The organism is Kitasatospora sp. CM 4170 (assembly GCF_032110285.1).
Lineage (GTDB): Bacteria > Actinomycetota > Actinomycetes > Streptomycetales > Streptomycetaceae > Kitasatospora > Kitasatospora aburaviensis.
In genome coordinates, this window is sequence record NZ_CP134877.1 from 4,621,878 (window position 1) to 4,647,052 (window position 25,175).

A 25,175-nucleotide genomic window follows, 5' to 3' on the forward strand; every position below is an offset into this window, starting at 1 on the left:
AACGCTACGCGTCCACGGTCTCCGGCTGCTCCGCCCCGGCGGGCGGGGTCGCCTTGACCGAGTCGAGCAGCAGCTGGGCCACGTCGACGACCTTCAGGTGCTCCTTGGCCGCGCCCTCGTTCTTCTTGCCGTTGACCGAGTCGGAGAGCATCACCAGGCAGAACGGGCAGGCGGTGGAGACGATGTCCGGGTTGAGGGACAGCGCCTCGTCCACGCGCTCGGTGTTGATCCGCTTGCCGATGCGCTCCTCCATCCACATCCGCGCGCCGCCGGCGCCGCAGCAGAAGCCGCGCTCCTTGTGGCGGTGCATCTCCTGCTGGCGCAGACCCGGGACCTTGTCCATGATCTCGCGCGGCGGGCTGTAGACCTTGTTGTGGCGGCCCAGGTAGCAGGGGTCGTGGTAGGTGATCAGGCCCTCGACCGGGTTGACCGGCACGAGCTTGCCCTCGTCGATCAGGTGCTGCAGCAGCTGGGTGTGGTGGATGACCTCGAAGTGGCCGCCCAGCTGCGGGTACTCGTTGGCGATGGTGTTGAAGCAGTGCGGGCAGGTGGCGACGATCCGCTTCTTCGGCGCGTCCTCCAGCGCCGCGTTCAGCGTCTCGACGTTCTGCGCGCCGAGCATCTGGAAGAGGAACTCGTTGCCCAGGCGGCGGGCGGAGTCACCGGTGCAGGACTCCTCCTTGCCGAGGATCGCGAACTGCACGCCGGCGGTGTGCAGCAGCTCCGCGAAGGCCTTGGTGGTCTTCTTGGCGCGGTCCTCCAGGGCGCCGGCGCAGCCGACCCAGTAGAGGTACTCGACCTCGGCGGGGTCGATGTCCTCGCCGATCACCGGCACCTCGATGCCGGTCTCCTTCTTGAGCTCCTTGACCCAGTCCAGGCGGGCCTTGGTGGCCATGCCCCACGGGTTGCCCTTGTTCTCCAGGTTCTTGAGCATCGTCCCGGCCTCGGTCGGGAACGAGGACTCGATCATCACCTGGTAGCGGCGCATGTCGACGATGTGGTCGATGTGCTCGATGTCCACCGGGCACTGCTCGACGCAGGCGCCGCAGGTGGTGCAGGACCAGAGGACGTCCGGGTCGATGACGCCGTTCTCCTCGGCGGTGCCGATCAGCGGGCGCTCGGCCTCGGCCAGGGCGGCCGCCGGGACGTCCTTGAGCTGCTCGGCGGTGGCCCGCTCCTCGCCCTCCATGTCCTTGCCGCCGCCGGCCAGCAGGTACGGCGCCTTGCCGAAGGCGTGCTCGCGCAGGCTCATGATGAGCAGCTTGGGCGAGAGCGGCTTGCCGGTGTTCCAGGCCGGGCACTGCGACTGGCAGCGGCCGCACTCGGTGCAGGTGGAGAAGTCGAGGATGCCCTTCCAGGAGAAGTGCTCGACCTGGGAGACGCCGAAGACGGCGTCGTCGGCCGGGTCCTCGAAGTCGATCGGCTGGCCGCCGCTGGTCATCGGGCGCAGGGCGCCGAGCGCGGTGCCGCCGTCCTCCTCGCGCTTGAAGTAGATGTTGAAGAAGCCGAGGAAGCGGTGCCAGGCCACACCCATCGAGGGGTTGAGGCCGATGGTGGTCGCCCACGCGAAGGAGATGCAGATCTTCAGCATCGCGAAGAAGTAGACCAGGTTCTCCAGCGTCCCGTGCGACAGCCCGCTCAGCGCGGAGACGATCGGGTACGAGACCAGGTGCTCCGGCCCGTACGAGTCGACGCCGGCGAGGGCGCCTTCCAGGGCGCGCAGCATGGTGATGCAGAGGCCGATGCCGAGGATCGTGTACTCGACGTAGAAGGCCTGCCAGGCGATCGAGCCGGCGAAGCGCGACTTGCGGCCGGACTTCGACGGCAGGCTGAGCAGCCGGACCACCATCAGGGTCAGGATGCCCAGGGTGGTCAGGGTGCCGAGCAGCTCGACGAAGAGCTGCCAGAGCATCCAGTGGCCGATGACCGGCAGCGCGAACTCGGCGTCGAAGAGCTGGCCGAAGGCGTTGACGATGGTCAGCACCAGGCTGAAGAAGCCGACCGCGACGAACCAGTGCGCGACGCCGACGACGCCCCACTTGTTCATGCGGGTGTGGCCGACGAACTCGACCGCCACGGTCTTCACGCGCTGGGCGGGCTGGCCGAACCTGGTGGGGTCGGACTGGCCGGTCCGCACCACTCTGAAGATGTACATCGCCGCACGGGCGGCGAGCGCGGTGCCGATCACAAACGTGACCAGCGAGATGACGATCGCTGCTAGCTGCATCGGCTCTCCGTCTCCTGCGGCTTTCCTTGGGTGAAGTCTCTCCGAGGCCAGTGTACTCGTCGGTAACTTACAGGCCCGACGGCCGGGACAATACCGTTTGTCAACTCTTCTCCTGAAGATGCTCAAGGTATGGCGGCAGTCACGTAAGTCCACCCTCGGCACTTCGAATCGACCCGCGCGCGCCCGCCCCGGGCCGTCCCCGCGCCCGCCGCACACCCCGCCCGGCGCGAGCTCAGCAAAGTTGAGCGCGCCGGGCTCAATGCTGTTGACGCTCCCCGGGGAGTCGTGCATCCTTGAGCCCGTAAAGCTCAACTCTTCCGTGGAGGTATCTACGATGGCACGCGCGGTCGGCATCGACCTCGGTACGACGAACTCGGTCGTCAGCGTCCTTGAGGGTGGCGAGCCCACCGTCATCACGAACGCCGAGGGTGCGCGGACCACGCCGTCCGTCGTGGCCTTCGCCAAGAACGGCGAGGTCCTCGTCGGTGAGGTGGCCAAGCGCCAGGCCGTCACCAACGTCGACCGGACGATCCGCTCGGTCAAGCGCCACATGGGCACCGGGTGGAAGATCAACCTGGACGGCAAGGACTTCAACCCGCAGCAGATCAGCGCCTTCATCCTGCAGAAGCTGAAGCGCGACGCGGAGTCCTACCTGGGCGAGACCGTCACCGACGCCGTCATCACCGTCCCGGCGTACTTCTCCGACTCGGAGCGCCAGGCCACCAAGGAGGCCGGTGAGATCGCGGGCCTCAACGTCCTGCGCATCGTCAACGAGCCGACCGCGGCCGCCCTGGCCTACGGCCTGGACAAGGACGACCAGACCATCCTGGTCTTCGACCTCGGCGGCGGCACCTTCGACGTCTCCCTGCTGGAGATCGGCGACGGGGTCGTCGAGGTGAAGGCCACCAACGGTGACAACCACCTCGGTGGTGACGACTGGGACCAGAAGGTCGTCGACCACCTGGTGAAGACCTTCCAGGCCGGCCACGGCGTCGACCTGTCGAAGGACAAGATGGCCCTCCAGCGTCTGCGCGAGGCCTCCGAGAAGGCCAAGATCGAGCTGTCCTCGTCCTCCGAGACCTCGATCAACCTGCCCTACATCACGGCCTCCGCCGAGGGCCCGCTGCACCTGGACGAGAAGCTCACCCGCGCCCAGTTCCAGCAGCTCACCTCCGACCTGCTGGAGCGCTGCAAGGTCCCGTTCCACAACGTGATCAAGGACGCCGGCATCTCGCTCTCCGAGATCGACCACGTCGTCCTGGTCGGTGGCTCGACCCGCATGCCGGCCGTCGCCGAGCTCGTCCGCGAGCTGACCGGCGGCAAGGAGGCCAACAAGGGCGTCAACCCGGACGAGGTCGTCGCCATCGGCGCCTCGCTCCAGGCCGGTGTCCTCAAGGGCGAGGTCAAGGACGTCCTGCTGCTCGACGTCACCCCGCTGTCCCTCGGCATCGAGACCAAGGGCGGCATCATGACCAAGCTGATCGAGCGCAACACCACGATCCCGACCAAGCGCTCCGAGATCTTCACCACGGCCGAGGACAACCAGCCGTCCGTGCAGATCCAGGTCTACCAGGGCGAGCGCGAGATCGCCGCGTACAACAAGAAGCTCGGCATGTTCGAGCTGACCGGCCTGCCGCCGGCCCCCCGCGGCCTGCCCCAGATCGAGGTCACCTTCGACATCGACGCCAACGGCATCATGCACGTCGGCGCCAAGGACCTCGGCACCGGCAAGGAGCAGAAGATGACCGTCACCGGCGGCTCCGCGCTGCCGAAGGACGACATCGAGCGCATGATGCGCGAGGCCGAGCAGTACGCGCAGGAGGACCACGAGCGCCGCGAGGCCGTCGAGACCCGCAACCAGGCCGAGCAGCTCGTCTACTCGACCGAGAAGTTCATCGCCGACAACGCCGACAAGCTCCCGGCCGAGGTCAAGACCGAGGTCGAGACCGCCATCGGCGAGCTCAAGGACGCCCTGAAGGGCGAGGACATCGCGAAGATCCGCGAGGCCTCGGAGAAGGTCTCCACCACCGCCCAGAAGCTCGGCCAGGCCCTCTACGCCAACGCCGACGCCGCGGGTGCCGCGCCGGCCGGCGACGCCGCGGGCGCCAAGGACGACGACGTCGTCGACGCCGAGATCGTGGACGACGAGAAGCCCAAGGGCGGTGCGGCATGACGGAGAAGCCGCAGGGTGCTGAGCCCGGCGACGACTCCGCCGCCGAGGAGGCCGTGGTCAAGGCGGCCGAGGAGGCCGCCGCGGCGGGCTCCGACGACGACGTCGCCACGGCCAAGCGCGAGCTGGCCGAGCGGACCGGGGACCTCCAGCGCCTCCAGGCCGAGTACCAGAACTACCGCAAGCGCGTCGAGCGCGACCGGCTGACGGTGCGCGAGATCGCGGTCTCCAACATCCTGGAGTCCCTGATCCCGGTCCTGGACGACATCGGCCGGGCCCGCGAGCACGGCGAGGTGACGGGCGGCTTCAAGTCCGTCGCCGAGTCCCTGGAGACGGTCGTCGCCAAGCTGGGTCTGCAGCAGTTCGGCAAGGAGGGCGAGCCCTTCGACCCGACCATGCACGAGGCGCTGATGCACAGCTACTCCTCGGACGTCACCGAGGACACCTGTGTCCAGATCCTCCAGCCCGGCTACCGGATCGGCGAGCGGATCATCCGCCCGGCGATGGTGGCGGTGGCGGAGCCCCAGCCGGGTACCCAGACCACCTCCGCCCCGGACGCCGAGTCCGGGAAGTCCGCGAAGTCCGCGGACTCGGACGAGGCTGACGGTGGCGCGGACAGCTGACCGCCCGTGACAGCTGAGACCCTGTGCGCTGCGGAGTCGTACGCCGGCCAGTACGGCGGCCGGCTCCGCAGCGCCGTATCCGTTGACTCCACATCGCGTGGGCCCGTAACTGTTGACTCCGGGAGGTGGCGGGAGCCATGAGCGGCAAGGATTTTGTGGAGAAGGACTACTACAAGGTCCTCGGCGTGCCCAAGGACGCCTCCGCCACCGAGATCAAGAAGACCTACCGCAAGCTGGCGCGCGAGTTCCACCCCGACGCCAACAAGGGCGACACCAAGGCCGAGGACCGCTTCAAGGACATCTCCGAGGCCTACGACGTCCTGTCGGACGAGAAGCGCCGCAAGGAGTACGACGAGGCCCGCGCCCTCTTCGCCAACGGCGGCTTCCGCGCCGGCGGCCCCGGCGGCGGCAACTACGGCTTCGACTTCGGCGACCTCTTCAGCGGCAGCCAGGGCGGCTCCGGCGGCGGCCTCGGCGACGTCTTCGGCGGCCTGTTCAACCGCGGCGGCGGCGGCCGGCAGGCCCAGCCGCGGCGCGGCGCCGACGTCGAGACCGAGGTGACGCTCTCCTTCGAGGAGGCCGTCGACGGCGCCACCGTTCCGCTGCGGATGACCAGCCAGGCCCCCTGCCGCACCTGCAGCGGCACCGGCGCCAAGGCCGGCACCACCCCCCGGGTCTGTCCGACCTGCGTCGGCGCCGGCACCGTCAGCCGCGGCCAGGGCGCCTTCGCCCTGTCCGAGCCCTGCCGGGACTGCCGCGGCCGGGGCATGATCGTCGACGACCCGTGCACCGACTGCCACGGCAGCGGCCGGGCCAGCTCGGCCCGCACCATGCAGGTGCGCATCCCGGCCGGTGTCCAGGACGCCCAGCGCATCCGCCTCAAGGGCAAGGGTGCCCAGGGCGAGCGCGGCGGCCAGCCCGGCGACCTCTACGTCACCGTGCACGTCGACCCGCACCCGGTCTTCGGCCGCAAGGCCGACAACCTCACCGTGACCGTCCCGGTCTCCTTCCCCGAGGCCGCTCTGGGCGGCACCATCGAGGTACCGACGCTGAACGGTCCCTCGGTGAAGCTCAAGCTGCCCCCGGGCAGCGCCAACGGTCTCACCCTGCGGGCCCGCGGCAAGGGCGCCACCCGCAAGGACGGCACCCGTGGCGACCTCCTGGTCACCGTGGAGGTCGTGGTGCCCCAGCACGTCACCGGCGACGCGCTGACGGCCCTGGAGCAGTACCGCGAGGCCACCGCCTCGGACGACCCGCGTGCCGCCCTCTTCAAGGCGGCGGAGGGAGCGTGACGACCAGATGACCCCCGACAGCAACGCGCGCGGCCCGATCGGCCCCGGGATCGGCGAGGGCCTGCCCGGCGCCGCCGCACCGCGCGCCCGCCGCACCGCGCCGCCGCCGCAGTACGTCCTCACCGAGGACACCCCGGTGTACGTGATCTCGGTCGCGGCCGAGCTCTCCGGCCTGCACCCGCAGACCCTGCGCCAGTACGACCGGCTCGGCCTGGTCTGCCCGGACCGCACCGCCGGCCGCGGGCGCCGCTACTCGGCCCGGGACATCCAGCAGCTGCGCGAGGTCCAGCGGCTCTCCCAGGACGAGGGCATCAACCTGGCCGGCATCAAGCGGATCATCGAGCTGGAGAACCAGGTCACCGCGCTCCAGTCCCGCATCGCGGAACTGATCGACTCGCTGGAGGGCGCCGCCACCGCGCTCCAGCAGCGCGAGGCCGCCGTGCACGCCTCCTACCGCCGCGATCTCGTCCCGTACCAGCCGCCGACCCAGTCGAGCGCGCTGGTCGTCTGGCGGCCGAAGCGCTGACCGGCCCACACACCGACGGCCGCCGGTTCCCTCCTGAACGGGGGGTGCCGGCGGCTCGGTGTTTGATGAGAGGCTGCCACTCGACAGCCCCGCCGCGGGCCGGTGGAACAATGCCTGATCCCGAACCCGACCCACGACCTAAGATCGCCGGCGGGGGCGCGTACAGTCCTGGAGCCAGTCTGTCGTCGAGAAGGAGCCGCGAATGAGCGGGAGGGACGACTCCACCGCGGGCGTCGGCACGCAGGGCACCCTGTCCGCGGGCGCCCACGATCTCTATCTCGCGGTTATCCGCACGCACGGCCGTATCGCCCGCAAGGAAGTAGCGGAATCCGAGTACAGCTATCTCAGCGAACTGCTGGACATCGGCCTTCTCGTCCCCGACACGGATGATCCGCACGTTCTGCTGGCCGCCGATCCGCAGCAGCTCTCGTCCGGTCTGAGCGCCACCTGGCAGCGCCAGGCGCTGGAACTCCTGGCCCGCGCAATAGCCATACCCGGTGACCTCCAGGGGCTCGCCGACGCCTTTCACAACCCGGACGCCACCGGGGGGACGGTCGAATACGTCCGCGGGAAGGCGATCATCAATCAGCGCATCAATCACGCGGTCGCCTCGGCGAAGGAAGAGGTGCTCGCCGCCCAGCCCGGCGGTCCCCGGCCACCTGAGGTCCTCTCCCAAACCCTCGCCGAGGACATCGAGGATTTGCGGCGGGGAATCTCCGCGCGGACCATCTACCACCCGAGCACCCGGTACCACGCGCCGACCAGAGACTACGTGGCGACGCTCACCGAGGCCGGCGGGAGGTTCCGCACCCTGGACGAGCCGTACACCCGGCTGATCATCGTCGACCGGGCGCTGGCCGTCATCCCGGTCGCCGAGGACCTGAACCTGGCCGCGTTCATCCACGACCCGGCGGTCATCCACTTCCTCACGCACGAGGTGTTCGAGCGCAACTGGAACCGCGGGCTCGACTTCAGCGGCGGGCGGACCGTCCCCCAGCAGGTGGTGTCGCGGATGCGGCAGACGATCATCGACCTGCTGCTCGACGGCACCAACCACAGAGTCATCGCCCGCCGGCTGGGCATCAGCGAACGCACCCTGGCCCGCCACCTCGCCGAGATGCGGGAGGACTACAACGTGGAATCGCTGTTCCAGCTGGGGTACGCGCTGGCGCGGTCGTCACGGGAGTCCCACCAGGGGCCTGCCAATCCCGCCGCACCCGGGGGCGGGTAAGCGGCGAGATTCGCAGCCCAACCGACTGTCAGGTCCAGGAGTGGTCCTGGTCCAGCAGCAGAGCGGAAGCCTGATCGGAAACACCGTTCGCGCCGTCCTCGGAAACCGAGTAATTGACATGAACGGAACGATCAGCATCATGGCCAGTGGCAAAAGCACCGGCGCCAAGCATCACGAGGACGCCGGCGGCCATCGTCACCATGACCGTCCGAGCAGCCCGACGTATACGAGACATGCGCGCACCTCATCCTCTAGTGGCGCGTCCGATCGAATACACGCGCGACGCACCGTCAAACGATCAGATGGTGCCACACGGCAGTTCTGACTGTCACGGGCGCACTCACGTCGGGGGGTGTCATCTCTCTGCCATGCAGACGGATGCCACCAGGCATCAGTGGACTGGTGACTCTACTCGGTGGACGATCAACTAACGCCTCTTCCCGGCGTGGAACAGCGAATAATCCCTGCGATTGTCACGCCCTGATCTCCACACCCGGCGTCGGCCAGGAGCAGCCGAGCCGACGCCCTTCCCCCGGAGTCGACAATGACCGAGCCCTACCTGCGTCACCACGACAGCCAGGCCCCCGAGGGCCGGCGTGCACGGGTCTTCCTGGCCGCACCGCTGATGCGGCTGACCGGCCCGGCCGACAGCGTGGTGACCCTGGCCAGCCGGACGCGGCTGACGACGCTCCGCACCACCCTGCTCCGCAGCGGCGCCGCCGTGTACAGCGCCCACCACAGCGACGCGTGGACCGTGTCCGGCCGGGCCCCCGAGCCCCGGGTCCCCTCGGACTTCCGCGCGCTGCAGTCCGCCGACCTGGTCTTCGCCTACGTCGGTGCGCCGCTCTCCGCGGGCGTCAGCCTGGAGCTGGGCTGGGCCTCGGCCCTGCGCAAGCCCATCGTGCTGCTGGTGGACGAGGCGATCACGCACAACCCGCTCATCGCCACCATCGAGCAGGTCGCCCCGGTCCTGCCGCTGGTCTTCGACGACACCTGGTCGCAGGAGGCCCTCCACCACACCGTGGAGACCGCCCTGGACTGGGCCGGCATGGCGCTCTCGCTGCGCGAGGGCTTCTGGACCGCCCCCGGCGAGCAGTTCACCGTCCCGCGCCAGCAGCCCCCGACCGTCGGCCCGAACGGCTACTGGCCCACCGGCGCGGCCACCGGCTGACCCCGGCGGCCCGCACCGACCGCCCCGAGGGAACGCCCTTGAGCGGGCGCCAGGGCCCCGTACGCGGCCGTCCGTGCGGGGCCCTGGCGCCCCGGCTCACCCGGCGTCGCCGTCCTGCTCACCCCGCATCAACCAGCCGAGCTGGAAGAGGGTCTGCGCGCCGTGACGGTCCCGCAGGCGGGAGATGTGGGCGGCGACGGTGCGCTCGCTCAGCCCGAGGCGGGTCGCCACGGCGCGCTGGGTGAGGCCGCGGGCGAGCAGCCGGCCGACCCGGTCGGGCCCGTCCCGGCTGGTGCCGTGGGCGTGCGCGGCGGCCCAGTCGGTGCTCTCGGCACGGGCCCAGTCCCGTTCGAAGGCGTTGACCAGGAAGGCGACCGCGGACGGGTCGGAGAGGAACGCCGCGGCGCTGTGGTCCTGGGCGGCGGAGATCACCGCGACCGAGCGGTCGAAGACGAACAGGCGCTGGAACGGCTCGTCCAGGGTCCGGATCGCCGAGCCGCGCCGGGTGACCTCGGCCGCGTACGCGCGGGCGGCCGGTTCCGAGACGGCGATCGGCTGGTAGATGGTCCGCAGCGAGCAGCCGCGCTGGAGCAGTTGGACGTCCTGCAGCAGTGCGATCTTGAGGGCGTCCGGCGGGCGGTGGCCCGGCTGGGCGGTGAGCACCTCGGTGCGGCAGTCCGAGACCAGCTGCGAGATCCGGTGCCGGATGTGGACGTGGCCCTCGATGTAGACCGCGCCGCCCGAGCGTTCGGGCGGGCGGGGCGGCATCGCGTCGTAGGCCCGGGTGAGGCCGTCCAGGGCGCCCGGGAGGTTCTCCGCGCGGACCAGCAGCCGGGTGGCCTCGCTGCGCAGCTCGGCGCCCAGCCGGTCGCTGACGGAGCGGGGGCTGACGGCGACGTAGCAGGCGTCGATCGGATTGGGCATCAGCAGGCCGAGGTCGACCAGCTGGCGCAGGGCGTCCTGCTCGGACTCCGGGACGTCGGCGGCCGGGAGGCGCCCGCCGTCGGCGAGGACGGCCAGGTAGAGCTGCCGGGCGGCCTCGTCCGGTTCGCCGCCGGGGCCCGGGGCGGCCGTCGGCTCCGCCGTCACCTGGAACACTCCCTGCCGAATGGATCGCGGATGTGCCTGTGCTTCGGCCGGGCCGCGGTCGGGCGGGCCGGCGCCACGCGTGCCCACGCGCCTTCCGGTCGTGATCCCGGCACCGCACGCCGCACGCGATCACGGTACTGGGCGCCGGCGGGCCCCCGGGTCCCGGGTGCCGTCGCACGCCGGGAGGCCGGGGGCCGCCGGTGCCACGCCAGGGTCAGGACGCTTCCGGCGAGGCGGAGCAGCAACGCCTCGCCGGATCCGGTCCCGGGGGCCATCACCACACATGGCGTCCCGGCCGGCGCTCTTCCCCCCGATATGCAGGTACGGAGTACCTCTCGCATCCAGTACTGAAGAGCAAGTCGCCACCATCGGGCTGCGGTGCCCGGTCGACCTGGCGTGACTCCACCCTCACAGCGTGACGGCCGGTGAACAAGTGCCGCCAGAGTGCAGGTTCCCGCAATTGCAGGAACCTGCACCGGCGGATCGGAGCGTCTTCCCGCGCCGGGCCGCGGCCGCTGGTAAAGGGGCTGGTCAGCGAGGTCGGCCCGTGGAGTCCGACCGTCCGGTCATTCGGTCGTGGACCGCCGGCCGCAGGTCGGCGCACCGGCCCGGCGATCCGTCGGCCCGGCGATCCGTCGGTCCGGCGATCCGTCAGCGCGTCTGGGCGCGCCCCAGCAGCCGCCCGCCGGCCAGCCCGGCCGCGGTGCCGGCGGCCGCGACCGCCCAGGCCGCGACGAGCAGCACGTAGAGCCCGGCGGCCAGGCCGGTGAAGCCCGGGAAGCCGGTGTGCCGGGCGAGCGCGGCCGTGCCGGTGACGCAGGTGCCGATCGGGAAGGTGTACGCCCACCAGGTCATCGCGAAGGGCATCCCGGCCCGCCGGGCCCGCAGGTTGGCGGCGACGGCGACGGCCAGCCAGAGCATCGCGACGCCCGTCACCGCGACGCCGTACAGCTCGGCGAGGGCGAGCGCGGCGGGTGCGAGCTGCGGGGTGACCGGGCGGGCGGCGTCGGCGAGCTGGTGGAGGGCGGTGGTGGACTGGCCGAGCGGGCCGAGCACCAGGAAGAGCGACGGGGTGAGCGCCAGGACGGGCAGCTTGCTGTGGACCAGGCCGGTGAACACCACCGGCAGCAGCGCCAGGGTGGCCAGCAGGCCGACGCCGAACAGGGCCCAGCAGCCGTACAGCATGGCCTGCTGCGCGGTGCCGGCCGGCAGGTGCGGGACGAGCGCGGGACCGGCGGCGGAGGCCACCAGCGGGGCGACCACCGGCAGCAGCCAGGTGGGATCGGCCTCCAGCGGGGAGACCCGGTGCCGGGTGATCATCAGGAACGGGATGCCGGCCGCGACGGTCAGCGCGTACAGGGTGCCGGCGCTCCAGAGCACGGCGTCCAGCGCGACGGCGGGACCGGTGCCGATCACCCGCGAGCCGACCGCGAGGGTCCCGAGGCCGACCGAGATCAGGGCCATCGGCGGACAGCCGTAGAAGACCGCGGTGGCCGGGGTGTCCAGCAGGTGGGCCCGGGCGGCGGCGCGGTAGCGGGTGAGGTGGACCAGGCGCCCCGCGCCGACCACCAGCAGCCCGGCCAGCCCGAGCGCCCACATCACCTCGGCGAACCCGGTCAGCCCCGGCACCCGGACCGGCAGGGCGGCCGCCCCGTTGCCGACGATCGCGGTGCCCATGACCACCGCGTACCAGTTGGGGCCCAGCTGGGCGAGGTCGAGACGGGGTGTGCGGGCGAGCGGTCGGACGCTGATCAGGGTGGCCATGGCATCCACCGTCGCCGCCGGAGCCGGATGCCGGTAGCGCCCGGCGCTCTATGACGGCATAGGCTGAACCTATGGCCCTCTCCCCGCGCGTCCCCGAACTCGGTGCGCTGGAGCTGTTGCTCGCGGTGGCCCGGCTCGGCAGCGTCGGCCGGGCGGCGGCCGAGCTGGGCGTGAGCCAGCCCACCGCCAGTGCCCGGATCAAGGGCATGGAGCGGCAGATCGGCGTGCCCCTGCTGGACCGCTCGCCGCGCGGCAGCCGGCCGACCGAGGCGGGCCGGCTGGTGGTCGAGTGGGCCCGCCACGTGGTGGAGGCCGCCCAGTCGCTGGACGCCGGGATCGACGCGCTGCGCGAGCGCCGGGACGCCCGGCTGGTGGTGGTGGCCAGCCTGACCGTCGCCGAGTACCTGATGCCCGGCTGGCTGCTGGCGCTGCACGAGGCCAGCCCGGGCACCGCGGTGACGCTGCGGACGGCGAACTCGGCGGACGTCGCCGGGCACGTGCTGGCCGGCGAGGCGGACCTCGGCTTCGTCGAGGGCCCGTCCACCCCGGCCGGCCTGGCCGGCGCGGTGGTGGCCGCCGACCGGCTGGTGGTCGTGGTCGCCCCGGACCACCCCTGGGCCCGCCGCCGGGCCCCGCTGACCGGGGAGGAACTGGCCGCGACCCCGCTGGTGCTGCGCGAGCCCGGCTCGGGCACCCGCGAGGTGCTGGAGATGGCGCTGGCGCCGTTCGGGGGCGCGGCGAGGCCGCGGCTGGAGCTGGCCTCGTCGACGGCGCTCAAGGCGGCCGCGATGACCGGGGCCGGACCGGTCTGCCTGAGCGAGCTGGCGGTGGTGGAGGAGCTGGCGACCCGGCGGCTGGTGGCGGTGCCGCTCGCGGAGGGGCTGGACCTGCGGCGCCCGCTCCGGGCGGTCTGGCCGGCCGGACAGCGGCCCGGCGGACCGGCCCGGGAGCTGCTGACGCTGACCCGGCGGACGGCCGGTCCGCTGCGCCCGCACCGCTCCGGAGCCGTTCACCGAAAGGTCTCCGAAAGTTGAGCGGAATAGACTCAACTTAGTGCATGCTGTACTTGGCAGCATCGCCCGGCGGCACGACGCACGAGCGGCCGACGGGCAGCCGACGACCAGAACCACGGGCAGCGGCACGAGAACGGCCGCGCGCACAGGCGCCAGAAACAGCGCTCCGCACGAGCGAGGAGGACACCCCAGCAGTGGACGCCAGCAAGTTCACCACCAAGACGCAGGACGCCCTGTCCGCCGCGATCCGGCAGGCCGGCGCGTCGGGCAACCCGGACGTCAAGCCGGTGCACATCCTGATCGCCCTGCTGGAACAGCCCGAGGGCATCGCCAAACCCCTGCTGGAGGCGGTCGGCGCGGACGCCGCCCGGATCGACGCCGAGGCCCGCCGGCAGCTGGCCGCGCTGCCCAGCGCGATGGGCTCCACGGTCGCCGCCCCGCAGCTGGCCCGCGACACCCTCGCGGTGCTCACCGAGGCCGGCAGGCGCGCGGACGACCTGGACGACCAGTACGTCTCCACCGAGCACCTGATGGTCGGCCTGGCGCACGAGGGCGGGCCGGTCGCCGAGCTGCTGGTGCAGCAGGGCGCCACCCCGAAGGCCCTGCTCGCCGCGTTCAAGGACGTGCGCGGCAGCGGCCGGGTGACCTCGCCGGACCCGGAGGGCACCTACAAGGCCCTGGAGAAGTACGGCACCGACCTCACCCAGGCCGCCCGGGACGGCAAGCTCGACCCGGTGATCGGGCGGGACCAGGAGATCCGCCGGGTGGTCCAGGTGCTCTCCCGCCGCACCAAGAACAACCCGGTGCTGATCGGCGAGCCCGGCGTCGGCAAGACCGCCGTGGTCGAGGGGCTGGCGCAGCGGATCGTCGCGGGCGACGTCCCGGAGTCGCTGCGCGGCAAGCGCCTGGTCGCGCTGGACCTCGGCGCGATGGTCGCCGGCGCCAAGTACCGCGGCGAGTTCGAGGAGCGGCTGAAGGCCGTCCTCAACGACATCAAGCAGAGCGACGGCCAGGTCGTCACCTTCATCGACGAGCTGCACACCATGGTCGGCGCGGGCGCCGGCGGCGACTCCGCGATGGACGCCGGCAACATGCTCAAGCCGATGCTGGCCCGCGGCGAGCTGCGGATGGTCGGCGCCACCACCCTGGACGAGTACCGCGAACGGATCGAGAAGGACCCGGCCCTGGAGCGCCGCTTCCAGCAGGTGCTGGTCGGCGAGCCCAGCGTGGAGGACTCGATCGCCATCCTGCGCGGACTCAAGGGCCGCTACGAGGCGCACCACAAGGTGCAGATCTCGGACGCCGCCCTGGTAGCCGCGGCGACGCTCTCGCACCGCTACATCACCTCCCGCTTCCTGCCCGACAAGGCGATCGACCTGGTCGACGAGGCGGCCTCCCGGCTCCGGATGGAGATCGACTCCTCCCCGGTCGAGATCGACGAACTCCAGCGCGCCGTCGACCGGTTGCGGATGGAGGAGCTGGCCCTGGAGAAGGAGTCCGACCCGGCCTCGGTCGACCGGCTGGCCCGGCTGCGGCGCGATCTCGCCGACAAGAACGAGCACTTGAGCGTGCTGACGGCCCGCTGGGAGCAGGAGAAGAAGAGCCTCAACCGGGTCGGCGAGCTCAAGGAGCGGCTGGACGACCTGCACGGCGCGCTTGAACGCGCCCAGCGGGACGGCGACTTCGAGCGCGCCTCCAAGCTGATGTACGCCGAGGTCCCGGCCGCGGAGAAGGAGCTGGCCGAGGCCCAGGCTCGCGCCGCCGACGAGGACCCCTCCGCCTCGATGGTCAAGGAGGAGGTCGGCCCGGACGACGTCGCCGATGTGGTGGCCTCCTGGACCGGCATCCCGGCCGGCCGGCTGCTGGAGGGCGAGAGCGCCAAACTCCTGCGCATGGAGGACGAGTTGGGCCGGCGCCTGATCGGCCAGAGCGAGGCCGTGCAGGCCGTCTCGGACGCGGTGCGGCGCACCCGCTCGGGCATCGCCGACCCGGACCGCCCGACCGGCTCCTTCCTCTTCCTCGGCCCGACCGGCGTCGGCAAGACCGAGCTGGCCAAGGCCCTGGCCGACTTCCTCTTCGACGACGAACGCGCCATGGTCCGCATCGACATGAGCGAGTACGGCGAGAAGCACTCGGTCTCCCGCCTGGTCGGCGCCCCGCCCGGGTACGTCGGCTACGAGGAGGGCGGCCAGCTCACCGAGGCGGTCCGCCGCCGCCCGTACAGCGTGGTGCTGCTCGACGAGGTGGAGAAGGCCCACCCCGAGGTCTTCGACGTGCTGCTCCAGGTGCTGGACGACGGCCGGCTCACCGACGGCCAGGGCCGCACCGTGGACTTCCGCAACGCGATCCTGATCCTCACCTCCAACCTGGGTTCGCAGTTCCTGGTGGACCCGGCCACCCCGGAGGACCGGAAGAAGGCGCTGGTGCTGGAGTCCGTCCGGGCCGCGTTCAAGCCGGAGTTCCTCAACCGGCTGGACGACATCGTGGTCTTCGACCCGCTGGGCACCGCCGAGCTCAGCCGGATCGTCGACATCCAGGTGGCCCGGCTGGGCGAGCGGCTGCGCGACCGCCGGCTCACCCTCCGGGTCAGCGAGGCCGCCCGGGACTGGCTGGCGCTCACCGGCTACGACCCGGCGTACGGCGCCCGCCCGCTGCGGCGGCTGGTGCAGTCGGCGATCGGCGACCAGCTGGCCCGGGCGATCCTCTCCGGTCAGGTGCACGACGGCGACACCGTTCTGGTCGAACGGGACGAGGCCACCGACAGCCTCACCGTCGGTGCCCGCGGGCCGCTGGAGAAGTAGGGATCCGGGGCCTGCCGCCCCGGTGGGCCGCCCCTCCCCGGGGGCGGCCCGGCCCGCGCGCCGACGGCCGCCCGCGGGCCGGAGCCGCCCCGTGGATCGGGCCCCGCTCCGGCTCGCCGGAGCCTCCCGGAACGCCCCGGCCAAGATCCCTCCGGGTGCGGGCCGCCCCTGTGAGGCAGGGCCCGAATGAGGCAGGATGGGAGGTGGAAAGGGCGGCCTCTCATTGCCGGCCACCACGTGCACTGAGGAAGAGGACCCCCATGAGCATCGACCCGTCGTCCATCCCGTCGTTCGGCCTGCCGCAGGGCGGGAAGCCCGGCGGTCAGGGCGGGCAGCCGGCCGGCCCGCCGCCGATCGTCGTTCCGGACCAGGCGCTGGTGACCCAGCTGCTGGACCAGATGCAGCTCAAGCACGTCGTGGACGAGGAGGGCGACCTCACCGCCCCCTGGGAGGGCTTCCGCGTCTACTACATGTTCCGCGGCGAGCAGAAGGAGCTCTTCGCGGTCCGGGCGTTCTACGACCGCCCGTACCCGCTGGATGCCAAGGGCGAGATCCTCGACCTGATCGACGAGTGGAACCGCGAGACCCTCTGGCCCAAGGTCTACACCCACACCCACGAGGACGGCGTGGTCCGCCTGATCGGCGAGGCCCAGATGATCGTCGGCACCGGCGTCAACCTGGACTACTTCGTGACCACCACCGCCAACTGGACCCAGGCCGCCGTCGGCTTCGAGCAGTGGATCATCGAGCGCCTCGGCCTGCAGAAGGACATCGAGGGCGAGGAGGGCGAGGGCGAGGCCCCCGAGGGCACCGACGAGGCCTGAGCCCCGCCCCGCGGGCCCGGCCGGCCGCCCCGGGCGGCCGGCTCCCGGCCCCGCGCGTCCGTACGGCCCGCCACCGGCACACCCGGTGGCGGGCCGTCCTTGTCCGCGGCCCCCGCCCGGCCCGAGGATGGGGCCCGACACCGAGGCGTGAGGAGCCGCTATGGGTACGAGGCCGCTGCTGAACCGCAGGCTGGACGGGCTGGGCACGACGATCTTCGCCGAGATGTCCGCGCTCGCGACCGCCACCGGTTCGATCAACCTCGGCCAGGGCTTCCCCGACACCGACGGGCCGCGCGGGATCGCCGAGGCCGCCGCCCGGGCCGTGCTGGAGGGCCGCGGCAACCAGTACCCGCCCGGCCCCGGCATCCCGGAGCTGCGGACCGCGATCGCCGAGCACCAGCAGCGGTTCCGCGGCCTGGCCTACGACCCGGACACCGAGGTCCTGGTGACCGCCGGCGCCACCGAGGCCATCGCCGCCGCCCTGCTCGCGCTGCTGGAGCCCGGCGACGAGGTGATCGCCCTCGAACCCTTCTACGACTCGTACGCCGCCTGCATCGCGATGGCAGGCGCGGTCCGCGTCCCGCTCACCCTGCGCGCCCCCGACTTCCGCCCCGACCTGGACCGGCTGCGCGCCCTGGTCACCCCGCGCACCCGCCTGCTCCTGCTCAACTCCCCGCACAACCCCACCGGCCTGGTGCTCTCCCCCGACGAGCTGGCCGCGATCGCCGCCCTCGCCGTCGAGCACGACCTGCTGGTCGTCACCGACGAGGTCTACGAGCACCTGGTCTTCGCCGGCGCCCACCACCCGATCGCCGCCCTGCCCGGGATGCGCGAGCGCACCGTCTCCATCTCCTCGGCCGGCAAGACCTTCTCCTTCACCGGCTGGAAGGTCGGCTGGGTCACCGCTCCCGCGCCGCTGGTCGCCGCCCTCCGCACGGCGAAGCAGTACCTCACCTACGTCAGCGCCGGCCCCTTCCAGTACGCCGTGGCCGAGGCCCTGCGCCTGCCCGACGCCTACTTCGAGGACTTCCGCGCCGACCTGCGGCGCAAGCGCGACCTGCTCGCCCACGGCCTGACTTCGGCCGGCTTCCGCGTCTTCAACCCCGAGGGCACGTACTTCATCACCACCGACATCACCCCGCTCGGCGAGAAGGACGGCGTCGAGTTCTGCCGAGCCCTCCCGGAGCGCTGCGGCGTCGTCGCCATCCCCAACGCCGTCTTCTACGACGACCCCGAGGCCGGCCGTTCGCTGGTGCGGTTCACCTTCTGCAAGAAGGACGAGGTGCTGCAGGAGGCCGTCTCCCGGCTCGCCCGGATCTGACGCGCGGTCCGGTCCGGTCCGAACCCCGACACCGCACCCGGCCCGGACCCCGACGCCACACCTGGCCTCGACCCGGCTTCGGCCGACCGTTCCAACGCATCGTCAACTTGCCCGACCAGTAGGGCATTTGCTGCCAGCCGGGCATCTCGCATGCCTGCTTGGCAGGGCTCGCTCCTTCGCGTGCCACGGCTCGTGCGGCACTCCGACGGCAGGGGGCGTGCAGGTCTCGCGAGCAGCGCACGACCCGCGTGCACGGCGCGCAGGCCGGGGCCAGGGGCGCGCGCGGTGCAGAGTCGCACACCGGGTCGATCAGAGCGGGGAAGCGGGTGTGCTCGAACCGGTGAATGCTTGACAAAGTTGGGTAAATCACCGACGGACCCGGCGTATTCATGCTTCTCTGCTGCTGAATCTCCAGCCGGAATCCTTCCTTCCACGGTCGGCCGCGCCCTGGACCGCACAGCCACGAACAGCCTCGCCTTTGCCTGGGCCTAATCGCTGCTGATCGGCGGGCGCGCACGGAGCTGAAACGCGGAGCCGAGCATGCTCACCACACTGCAGACCTCCTACACGGACACCCGCGCGGGCGACCTGGCCTGGTGCCTGGGCGGCGAACCGCTGCCCGCTCTCGCGGTCCGTGACCTGAGACTGGACGGTGCCGGGCGCCCCGGCCCGCCCGGCACCGTCCAGCTGCGCCTGCTCGGGGCCTCCCACCAGGTGGTGATCGCCGCCGGGCCGGGCAAGTGCCTGGAGACCGTCGCCTGCCTGCCCGGGCGGCGGACCCCGCTGCCGGCCCGGGTGGCCAAGCAGGTGGACGGCTGGGAGTACGAGTTCGCCGCCCGGATCGAGGTCATGCCGCCGCACGAGTTCGCCGCCCGCGCCCAGGAGTTGCTGGCCCTGGTCGAGGGGCACCCGCGCGGGCTGGCCGGCGTCTTCCCCGGCGATCCGAGCGCGTTCACCGCGCTGGTCACCCAGGGCGGAACGGACCGGCTGCTCTGGCGGACCTGGCACGCCTACCCGCAGGAGGGACAGCTGGTCTGCACCCGCTCCTCGCTGGTGTTGGCGCGATGAGGCCGCCCACCGACGCCGATGCCGCCTTAGACCGCGGATCCACCGCCCAATCGCACGCAGGAACGGTTCGTCAACCAGGCGCATCGCACTGTCCGTCGAATGGACGCAGCCATCCGTACCGAACGTCCCCTAGCGTTTGTTCGTGATCAACCATCCGGCCGGTCCACCCGCACAGGGGCTCGAACTCGACGACGGCAACCCACCCCGGCTCGGGCGGAGCCTGACGCCCCTGCCCGCCCGCCGCCCGTCCCGGCTGCGCGCTCACCCGAGGCTCGCCCGGCTCACCGTCCTGCTGGCCGCGTTCGTCTGCGCGGCCTGCGGACTCGTCTACGAGCTCGAACTCGTGGCGCTCGGCAGCTATCTGCTCGGGGACTCGGTCACCCAAACCTCGGTCGTGCTCTCCGTCATGGTGTTCGCGATGGGGCTGGGCTCGCTGCTCGCCAAGCGCTTCACCTGCCGCCCGGCCACCGCCTTCGCCCTGGTCGAGTGCGCGCTCGCGCTCACCGGCGGGCTCTCCGTCCTCGCGCTGTACTCGTGCTGGGCCTGGATCGGCCGCTACCAGGCCGCGATGGTCGGCCTGACCTGCCTGATCGGCGTCCTGATCGGCGCCGAGATCCCCCTGCTGATGACGCTCATCCAGCGGATCCGGCGCGAGGACGCCGGGCGGGCCGCCGCCGACCTGTTCGCCGCGGACTACGTGGGCGCGCTGATCGGCGGGCTCGCCTTCCCGTTCCTGATCCTGCCCGCGTTCGGCCCGGGCACCGGCGCCCTGGTCACCGGGGCGGTCAACGCCGTCGCCGGGGCCGCCGTGGTGCTCTGGCTCTTCCGGGAGGAGCCGCCCCCCCGGGTCCGGCTGCTGCTCTGGGGCTGCTGCGCCCTCGTCCTGGCCCTGCTGGCCGCGACCGCCGCGTGGTCCGGCGCGATCGAACGCTCCGCACGCAGCGCCCTGTACGGCGCGCAGGTCCGCGTCGCCACCCACAGCCGGTACCAGGAGATCGTGCTCACCGGCCCCGCCGAGGGGCCGCTGCGGCTCTACCGGGACGGCCGGCTCGCGGTCTGCGGCCCGGACGAGTACCGGGGCAGCGAGGCGCTGGTCCACCCCGCGATGGCGGCCGGGCCGGACGCCCGGGTGCTGCTGCTCGGCGGCGGCGACGGGCTCGCCCTGCGCGAGGTGCTGCGCCACGGCGGCGTCCACTCGGTCCTGGTCGTCGACGCCGACCCGGCGCTCACCCGGCTGGCCCGCACCGACCCCGGACTGGCCGCGCTCTCCGGCCGCTCGCTGGACGACCCGCGGGTCCGCGTCGCCGAGGCCGACCCGCTGGAGTGGCTGCGCAGCGTCCGCCCCTCCGACCGGACCTTCGACGTGGTGCTCGCCGACCTGCCGGTGCCGGCCGACAGCGGGACGGTGAAGTTCCACTCGCAGGAGTTCTACGGCCTCGCCACCCGGCTGCTCTCCCCCGGCGGGCGGCTCGCCGTCCGGGCCGGCGGCGAGCGGGAGGAGCTCTGGCAGGTGGAGTCCGGCCTGCGCGCCGCCGGGCTGCGGACCATCCCGTACGCCGTGGCGGGCAGCGCCACCGCGAGCTGCCCGCCCGGCCCGGCGGAGAACGCGGCGGGGCGCACGGCGGCTGATGCGGTGGCGGAGACGGTGGCGGAGACGGAGCCCGGCCAGTCCTTCCTGCTCGCGTCGGCGGCCCAGCCCCCGCTCGGGCTCGCCCCGGACGCCCCGCCGCCGCGCGCGTTCACCGCGGACGGCCTGCGGGCCTCCGCCGCCCGTCTCACCGTCCTGCGCCCGGCCCGGCCGCCGGCCGCACTCACCCTGCTGGGGCCGCGGTGACGGCGGACCGGGCGCGCTCCGCCGGGCCGGGCGTGCTCCGCCGGGCCGGCGGGGCGCGACCGCGGGGCCGACCGGGGAGGCCCGCGCAAAAGGTGGGGCCGCAGCGGGGACCGGCGGGGGTTCGGTCGGTAGGCTCCGTGCCATGGAGCATGAGGTTGTCGTCCCGATGCCGGCCGAGCAGGTCCGGCAGGCCCTGCAGGATCCGGCTCTGCTGGCCCGTTGCGTGCCGGGGCTGAGCACCGAACCCGCCACCGCCGGCAGCGGCCCCGCCGAGGAGATCGACGGGCGGCTGAAGCTGCGGATCGGCACCTCCACCATCACCTACCGCGGGGTGCTGTCGCTGATCGAGGGCCGACAGGGCGTGCTCACCGTCCTGGCCGAGGGCCAGGAGGCCCGCGGCAGCGGCGAGGCGACCGCCACCGTCCGGGTCAGCGTCGGCGAGGGCTCCGGGGACGGCAGCACGGTGGTCCGCTTCACCGGTGAGCTGGACGCGACCGGCCGGCTGACCGAGTTCGACGAGGAGACCCTCGCCGCGACCGGCCGCCGCCTGCTGGACCGTTTCGCCGCCGCGCTCGCCTCGCCGGACGGTGCGGCGGAGGCGGAAGCGGAAGCGGACGCTGACGCGGACGTCGCGGCGGAAGCGGACGTCGAGACCGCGGCGGACGCCGCGGCCGAGGCTGCCACCGGCTCGGAGGCCGCTCCGGAGGCCGCCGAGGAAGCCGGCTCCGAGGACGCCGGACGCGAGGACGCCGGCCCCGACGCCGAGAAGGCCGAGGACTCGGAGGAGGCCGCCGACAAGGCCGAGGCCGGTGCCGCCGAGGAGGACGGCGCCGAGGAGACCGAGGCCGAGGCCGAGGAACCCAGCGCCACCGTGCTGTTCCTGGAGGACCACCAGAGCTCCCCCGGCGAGGACGTGGACGACGACCTCTCCGACCTGATCGCCTTCTCCGACGCCGACGCCGAGCGCTTCGGCCTCCCCACCGGCGGCCACGACGACGAGGAGGACGACGACCTCGCCGAGCCCGCCGAGGACGACCGCCCGGCCGCCGAGGCGGAGCCGGAGCCGTCCACCGAGCTCCCCGCCGAGCTGCCCTTCGAGTACGAGCAGGAGCCGGTGCTCGGCGGTCCGGTCCGCCGCAGCATCGTCGGCCGCTCCGCCGAGGAGGTCGACCACGCCCCGCCGCGCGGCCGCTACGCCCCCGCCCTGCCGGCCCGCAGCGCCCGCGCCCGTGCGGCGTCCCGCTGGGGCGGCGAGGCCGGCGGCATCGTGGTGCCGGGCCCGGGCGGCCGCAACGCCATGCCCTGGGTGATCGGCGGCGGGGTCGCCCTGCTCGGCGGCGCCGTGGTGCTGGCCCGCGCACTGCGCCGCCGCTGACCCGACAGGTCACAGGCCCTAGACTGGACGCTCATGAGCAACGACCGCGACGCCCTGCTGGCACAGATCAAGGACAAGGCCGTCGTCCACGGCAAGGTCACCCTTTCCTCCGGCAAGGAGGCCGACTACTACGTCGACCTGCGCCGGATCACGCTGGACGGCCAGGCCGCCCCGCTGGTCGGCCGGGTGATGCTGGACGCGACCGCCCACCTGGAGTACGACGCCGTCGGCGGTCTGACCCTGGGTGCCGACCCGGTCGCCGCCGCGATGCTGCACGCCGCCGCCGCGCGCGGCCGCGAGCTGGACGCCTTCGTGGTCCGCAAGGCGGGCAAGGCGCACGGCCTGCAGCGCCGGATCGAGGGCCCGGAGGTCAAGGGCCGCCGGGTGCTGGCCGTCGAGGACACCTCCACCACCGGTGGCTCGGTGCTCACCGCCGTCGAGGCGCTGCGCGAGGCGGGCGCCGAGGTGGTCGGCGTCGCGGTGATCGTGGAGCGCGGCGGCGCCGGCGCGGTCGAGGCGGAGGGCCTGCCCTACGTCACCGCCTACAACCTCGACGACCTGGGTCTCTGATCGTCCGGTTCCCCGGGGCGGGTCGGACGCGCCCCGGGGAACCGATGCGAACGGCCGGGGCCGGTGGTGTTTCACGTGAAACACCACCGGCCCCGGCCGTTCGTCGTCGCGTCCCCGGCGCTCGGGCCCGGCGCTCAGGCCCGGCGGTGGCGCCCGCCGGCCTGGACGGCCTCGCCGGCGGCGGGCTCCTCGGCACCGCCGGCCTTCTTCTTCCGGCGCTCCCGCACGACCTCCACCAGGATCGGCGAGATCGAGAGCAGCACGATCAGCAGCACGGCCGGGATCAGGTACTTGTCGATCACCGGGGCGAGCGCGTCACCGAAGAAGTAGCCGATGAGCAGCATCGACTCGGTCCACAGCACACCGCCGACCACGTTCCACAGGAAGAACGTCCGGGCCGGCATCTCCAGGGTGCCCGCGACCGGGTTGAGGAAGGTGCGCACGATCGGCATGAAGCGGGCCAGCACCACGGCCTTGCCGGGCCCGAACTTGTTGAAGTACTCCTCCGCCTTCATCACGTACTCGCGGCGGAAGATCTTCGACTCGGGCTTGTCGAACATCTTCGGTCCGACCCTCACCCCGATCAGGTGCCCGAGCTGCGCGCCCGCGATGGCCGCCAGCGGCGCCCCGATCAGCAGGGCGGCGATCGGCAGCTTGGTGCCGTCGCCGAGCACCGACGAGGCGGCGTTGGAGGCGGCGACACCGGCGATGATCAGCAGCGAGTCACCCGGGAAGAAGAACCCGACCAGGAGGCCGGTCTCCGCGAAGATGATCGCGATCAGCCCGATGGCACCGAGGGACGAGATCAGTGATTTGGCGTCGAGCAGGTTGACGGCCAGCTGGTTGTAGTCCACTCGCGCAGAATAGCGGGCGTTCCTTGACGGGAGCCTCGCCCCGGGGGTCGAGCCGGGCCTCATCCCTTCGTCGCACGCGAGGGCCGACCGGGGCCGGGACGAGGGGCGCCGGACGGCCCCGGGGCCGCCGTCCCGACTGGCGGGCCACATGCTGACCTGGAAGCACGAGTCTGGGAGGATGGCCCCGGCGTCCGGACCGCGGTCGCACCACCCTCATGTCGTACCGCGGTGGCCGCCGCGAACCTTGGTACCGGGAGTCGCACCGCAGTGCCGCGCATCGGCGACCGGTACCCCGGAGTCGTAACGAAGGCGTACACAGCGTCGGACAGCACCGTCCGTACGCCGCAAACCCGACAGGAGCGGATCTCATGCCCATCGCAACCCCCGAGGTCTACAACGAGATGCTGGACCGGGCCAAGGCGGGCAAGTTCGCCTACCCGGCCATCAACGTCACCTCGTCGCAGACGCTGCACGCCGCCCTGCGCGGCTTCGCCGAGGCCGAGAGCGACGGCATCATCCAGATCTCGACCGGCGGTGCGGAGTTCCTGGGCGGCCAGCACAACAAGGACATGGTGACCGGCGCCGTCGCCCTCGCCGAGTTCGCGCACGTCGTCGCCGCCAAGTACGACGTCACCGTCGCGCTGCACACCGACCACTGCCCGAAGGACAAGCTGGACGGCTACGTCCGCCCGCTGCTGGCGATCTCCGCCGAGCGCGTGGCCGCCGGCCGCAACCCGCTCTTCCAGTCGCACATGTGGGACGGTTCCGCCGAGACCCTGAGCGACAACCTGGAGATCGCCCAGGAGCTGCTGGCCCAGGCCGCCGCCGCCAAGATCATCCTTGAGGTCGAGATCACCCCGACCGGCGGCGAGGAGGACGGCGTCACCCACGAGATCAACGACGAGCTGTACACCACCGTCAACGACGCCGTCCGCACCGCCGAGGCCCTGGGCCTGGGCGAGAAGGGCCGCTACCTGCTGGCCGCCTCCTTCGGCAACGTGCACGGCGTGTACAAGCCCGGCAACGTCGTGCTGAAGCCGGAGCTGCTGCGCGAGCTGCAGGACGCGATCGGCAAGCAGTACGGCAAGGCCGACCCGTTCGACTTCGTCTTCCACGGCGGCTCGGGCTCGACCGCCGAGGAGATCGCCACCGCGCTGGAGAACGGCGTCGTGAAGATGAACCTCGACACCGACACCCAGTACGCCTTCACCCGCCCGGTCGCGGACCACATGTTCCGCAACTACGACGGTGTGCTGAAGGTCGACGGCGAGGTCGGCAAGAAGAACACCTACGACCCGCGCACCTGGGGCAAGCTCGCCGAGGCCGGCATGGCCGCCCGCGTGCTGGAGGCCGCCCAGCAGCTGCGCTCGGCCGGCAACCGCCTGAAGTAGCAACCCGGTCCCCGGACCGGTCCTGCCGTCA

20 protein-coding genes are annotated in these 25,175 nt (G+C 72.4%); 15 read left to right on the plus strand and 5 right to left on the minus strand.

Annotation, left to right across the window (positions count from 1 at the left end; genetic code table 11):
• Window positions 1-4: 4 nt before the first annotated feature.
• Window positions 5-2,227: a (Fe-S)-binding protein gene (locus RMN57_RS19590; protein ID WP_313764643.1), complete on the minus strand. Its 2,223-nt coding sequence runs from the start codon at window positions 2,225-2,227 to the stop codon at window positions 5-7.
• 334 nt (window positions 2,228-2,561) lie between these two features.
• Here RMN57_RS19590 and dnaK point away from each other — a divergent pair, with 334 nt between their 5' ends.
• From dnaK to RMN57_RS19615, 5 genes are all read left to right on the plus strand, one after another.
• On the plus strand, window positions 2,562-4,400 hold the full coding sequence (dnaK, locus tag RMN57_RS19595; protein WP_313764644.1) for a molecular chaperone DnaK: 1,839 nt from the start codon (window positions 2,562-2,564) through the stop codon (window positions 4,398-4,400).
• A complete protein-coding gene (grpE, locus tag RMN57_RS19600; RefSeq protein WP_313764645.1) occupies window positions 4,397-5,020 on the plus strand; it encodes a nucleotide exchange factor GrpE in 624 nt (207 codons plus the stop codon). The genes dnaK and grpE overlap by 4 nt, the downstream gene beginning before the upstream one ends.
• Window positions 5,021-5,157: 137 nt before the next feature.
• The gene (gene dnaJ / locus RMN57_RS19605; protein WP_313764646.1) at window positions 5,158-6,312 is read left to right on the plus strand and encodes a molecular chaperone DnaJ; all 1,155 of its coding nucleotides are present in this window, start codon (window positions 5,158-5,160) and stop codon (window positions 6,310-6,312) included.
• A 7-nt stretch (window positions 6,313-6,319) separates the two neighbouring features.
• Window positions 6,320-6,838, plus strand: coding sequence for a heat shock protein transcriptional repressor HspR (locus tag RMN57_RS19610; RefSeq protein ID WP_313764647.1), 519 nt, complete (start codon window positions 6,320-6,322; stop codon window positions 6,836-6,838).
• Window positions 6,839-7,040: 202 nt separating this feature from the next.
• On the plus strand, window positions 7,041-8,069 hold the full coding sequence (locus tag RMN57_RS19615; protein WP_313764648.1) for a helix-turn-helix domain-containing protein: 1,029 nt from the start codon (window positions 7,041-7,043) through the stop codon (window positions 8,067-8,069).
• Between the two features lie 28 nt (window positions 8,070-8,097).
• Here RMN57_RS19615 and RMN57_RS19620 read toward each other — a convergent pair whose 3' ends face one another.
• Window positions 8,098-8,271 carry a hypothetical protein gene (locus tag RMN57_RS19620; protein WP_313764649.1) on the minus strand — a complete coding sequence of 58 codons (174 nt, stop codon included), beginning with the start codon at window positions 8,269-8,271 and terminating at the stop codon, window positions 8,098-8,100.
• A 342-nt stretch (window positions 8,272-8,613) separates the two neighbouring features.
• Here RMN57_RS19620 and RMN57_RS19625 point away from each other — a divergent pair, with 342 nt between their 5' ends.
• Window positions 8,614-9,240 (plus strand): hypothetical protein, encoded by a 627-nt coding sequence (locus tag RMN57_RS19625; protein WP_313764650.1) that lies wholly within the window; start codon window positions 8,614-8,616, stop codon window positions 9,238-9,240.
• A gap of 96 nt (window positions 9,241-9,336) precedes the next feature.
• Here RMN57_RS19625 and RMN57_RS19630 read toward each other — a convergent pair whose 3' ends face one another.
• A complete protein-coding gene (locus RMN57_RS19630) occupies window positions 9,337-10,329 on the minus strand; it encodes a LuxR C-terminal-related transcriptional regulator (protein ID WP_313764651.1) in 993 nt (330 codons plus the stop codon).
• 651 nt (window positions 10,330-10,980) lie between these two features.
• Window positions 10,981-12,093, minus strand: coding sequence for a TDT family transporter (locus RMN57_RS19635; protein ID WP_313764652.1), 1,113 nt, complete (start codon window positions 12,091-12,093; stop codon window positions 10,981-10,983).
• Window positions 12,094-12,164: 71 nt separating this feature from the next.
• Between RMN57_RS19635 and RMN57_RS19640 the strand changes: the two genes are divergently transcribed.
• From RMN57_RS19640 to pyrE, 8 genes are all read left to right on the plus strand, one after another.
• A complete protein-coding gene (locus RMN57_RS19640) occupies window positions 12,165-13,127 on the plus strand; it encodes a LysR family transcriptional regulator (RefSeq protein WP_313764653.1) in 963 nt (320 codons plus the stop codon).
• Between the two features lie 173 nt (window positions 13,128-13,300).
• Window positions 13,301-15,907, plus strand: a complete 2,607-nt coding sequence (gene clpB / locus RMN57_RS19645) for an ATP-dependent chaperone ClpB (protein ID WP_313764654.1) — start codon at window positions 13,301-13,303, stop codon at window positions 15,905-15,907.
• 260 nt (window positions 15,908-16,167) lie between these two features.
• Window positions 16,168-16,731, plus strand: coding sequence for a YbjN domain-containing protein (locus RMN57_RS19650; protein WP_313764655.1), 564 nt, complete (start codon window positions 16,168-16,170; stop codon window positions 16,729-16,731).
• Between the two features lie 160 nt (window positions 16,732-16,891).
• Window positions 16,892-18,052, plus strand: coding sequence for a pyridoxal phosphate-dependent aminotransferase (locus RMN57_RS19655; protein WP_313764656.1), 1,161 nt, complete (start codon window positions 16,892-16,894; stop codon window positions 18,050-18,052).
• Between the two features lie 540 nt (window positions 18,053-18,592).
• Window positions 18,593-19,120, plus strand: a complete 528-nt coding sequence (locus RMN57_RS19660; RefSeq protein WP_313764657.1) for a DUF2617 family protein — start codon at window positions 18,593-18,595, stop codon at window positions 19,118-19,120.
• A 142-nt stretch (window positions 19,121-19,262) separates the two neighbouring features.
• Entirely contained in the window at window positions 19,263-20,954 is a 1,692-nt protein-coding gene (locus RMN57_RS19665) for a polyamine aminopropyltransferase (protein ID WP_313764658.1), read from the plus strand.
• Window positions 20,955-21,096: 142 nt separating this feature from the next.
• Window positions 21,097-22,329, plus strand: coding sequence for an SRPBCC family protein (locus RMN57_RS19670; protein WP_313764659.1), 1,233 nt, complete (start codon window positions 21,097-21,099; stop codon window positions 22,327-22,329).
• Window positions 22,330-22,362: 33 nt separating this feature from the next.
• Window positions 22,363-22,899: an orotate phosphoribosyltransferase gene (pyrE, locus tag RMN57_RS19675; protein WP_313764660.1), complete on the plus strand. Its 537-nt coding sequence runs from the start codon at window positions 22,363-22,365 to the stop codon at window positions 22,897-22,899.
• A gap of 134 nt (window positions 22,900-23,033) precedes the next feature.
• On the opposite strand, the gene RMN57_RS19680 is transcribed toward pyrE, so the two are convergent.
• On the minus strand, window positions 23,034-23,753 hold the full coding sequence (locus RMN57_RS19680) for a VTT domain-containing protein (protein WP_313764661.1): 720 nt from the start codon (window positions 23,751-23,753) through the stop codon (window positions 23,034-23,036).
• Window positions 23,754-24,121: 368 nt separating this feature from the next.
• On the opposite strand from RMN57_RS19680, the gene fbaA reads away from it, so the two are divergent.
• Window positions 24,122-25,144 (plus strand): class II fructose-bisphosphate aldolase, encoded by a 1,023-nt coding sequence (gene fbaA / locus RMN57_RS19685; RefSeq protein WP_313764662.1) that lies wholly within the window; start codon window positions 24,122-24,124, stop codon window positions 25,142-25,144.
• The last annotated feature ends 31 nt before the right edge of the window (window positions 25,145-25,175 follow it).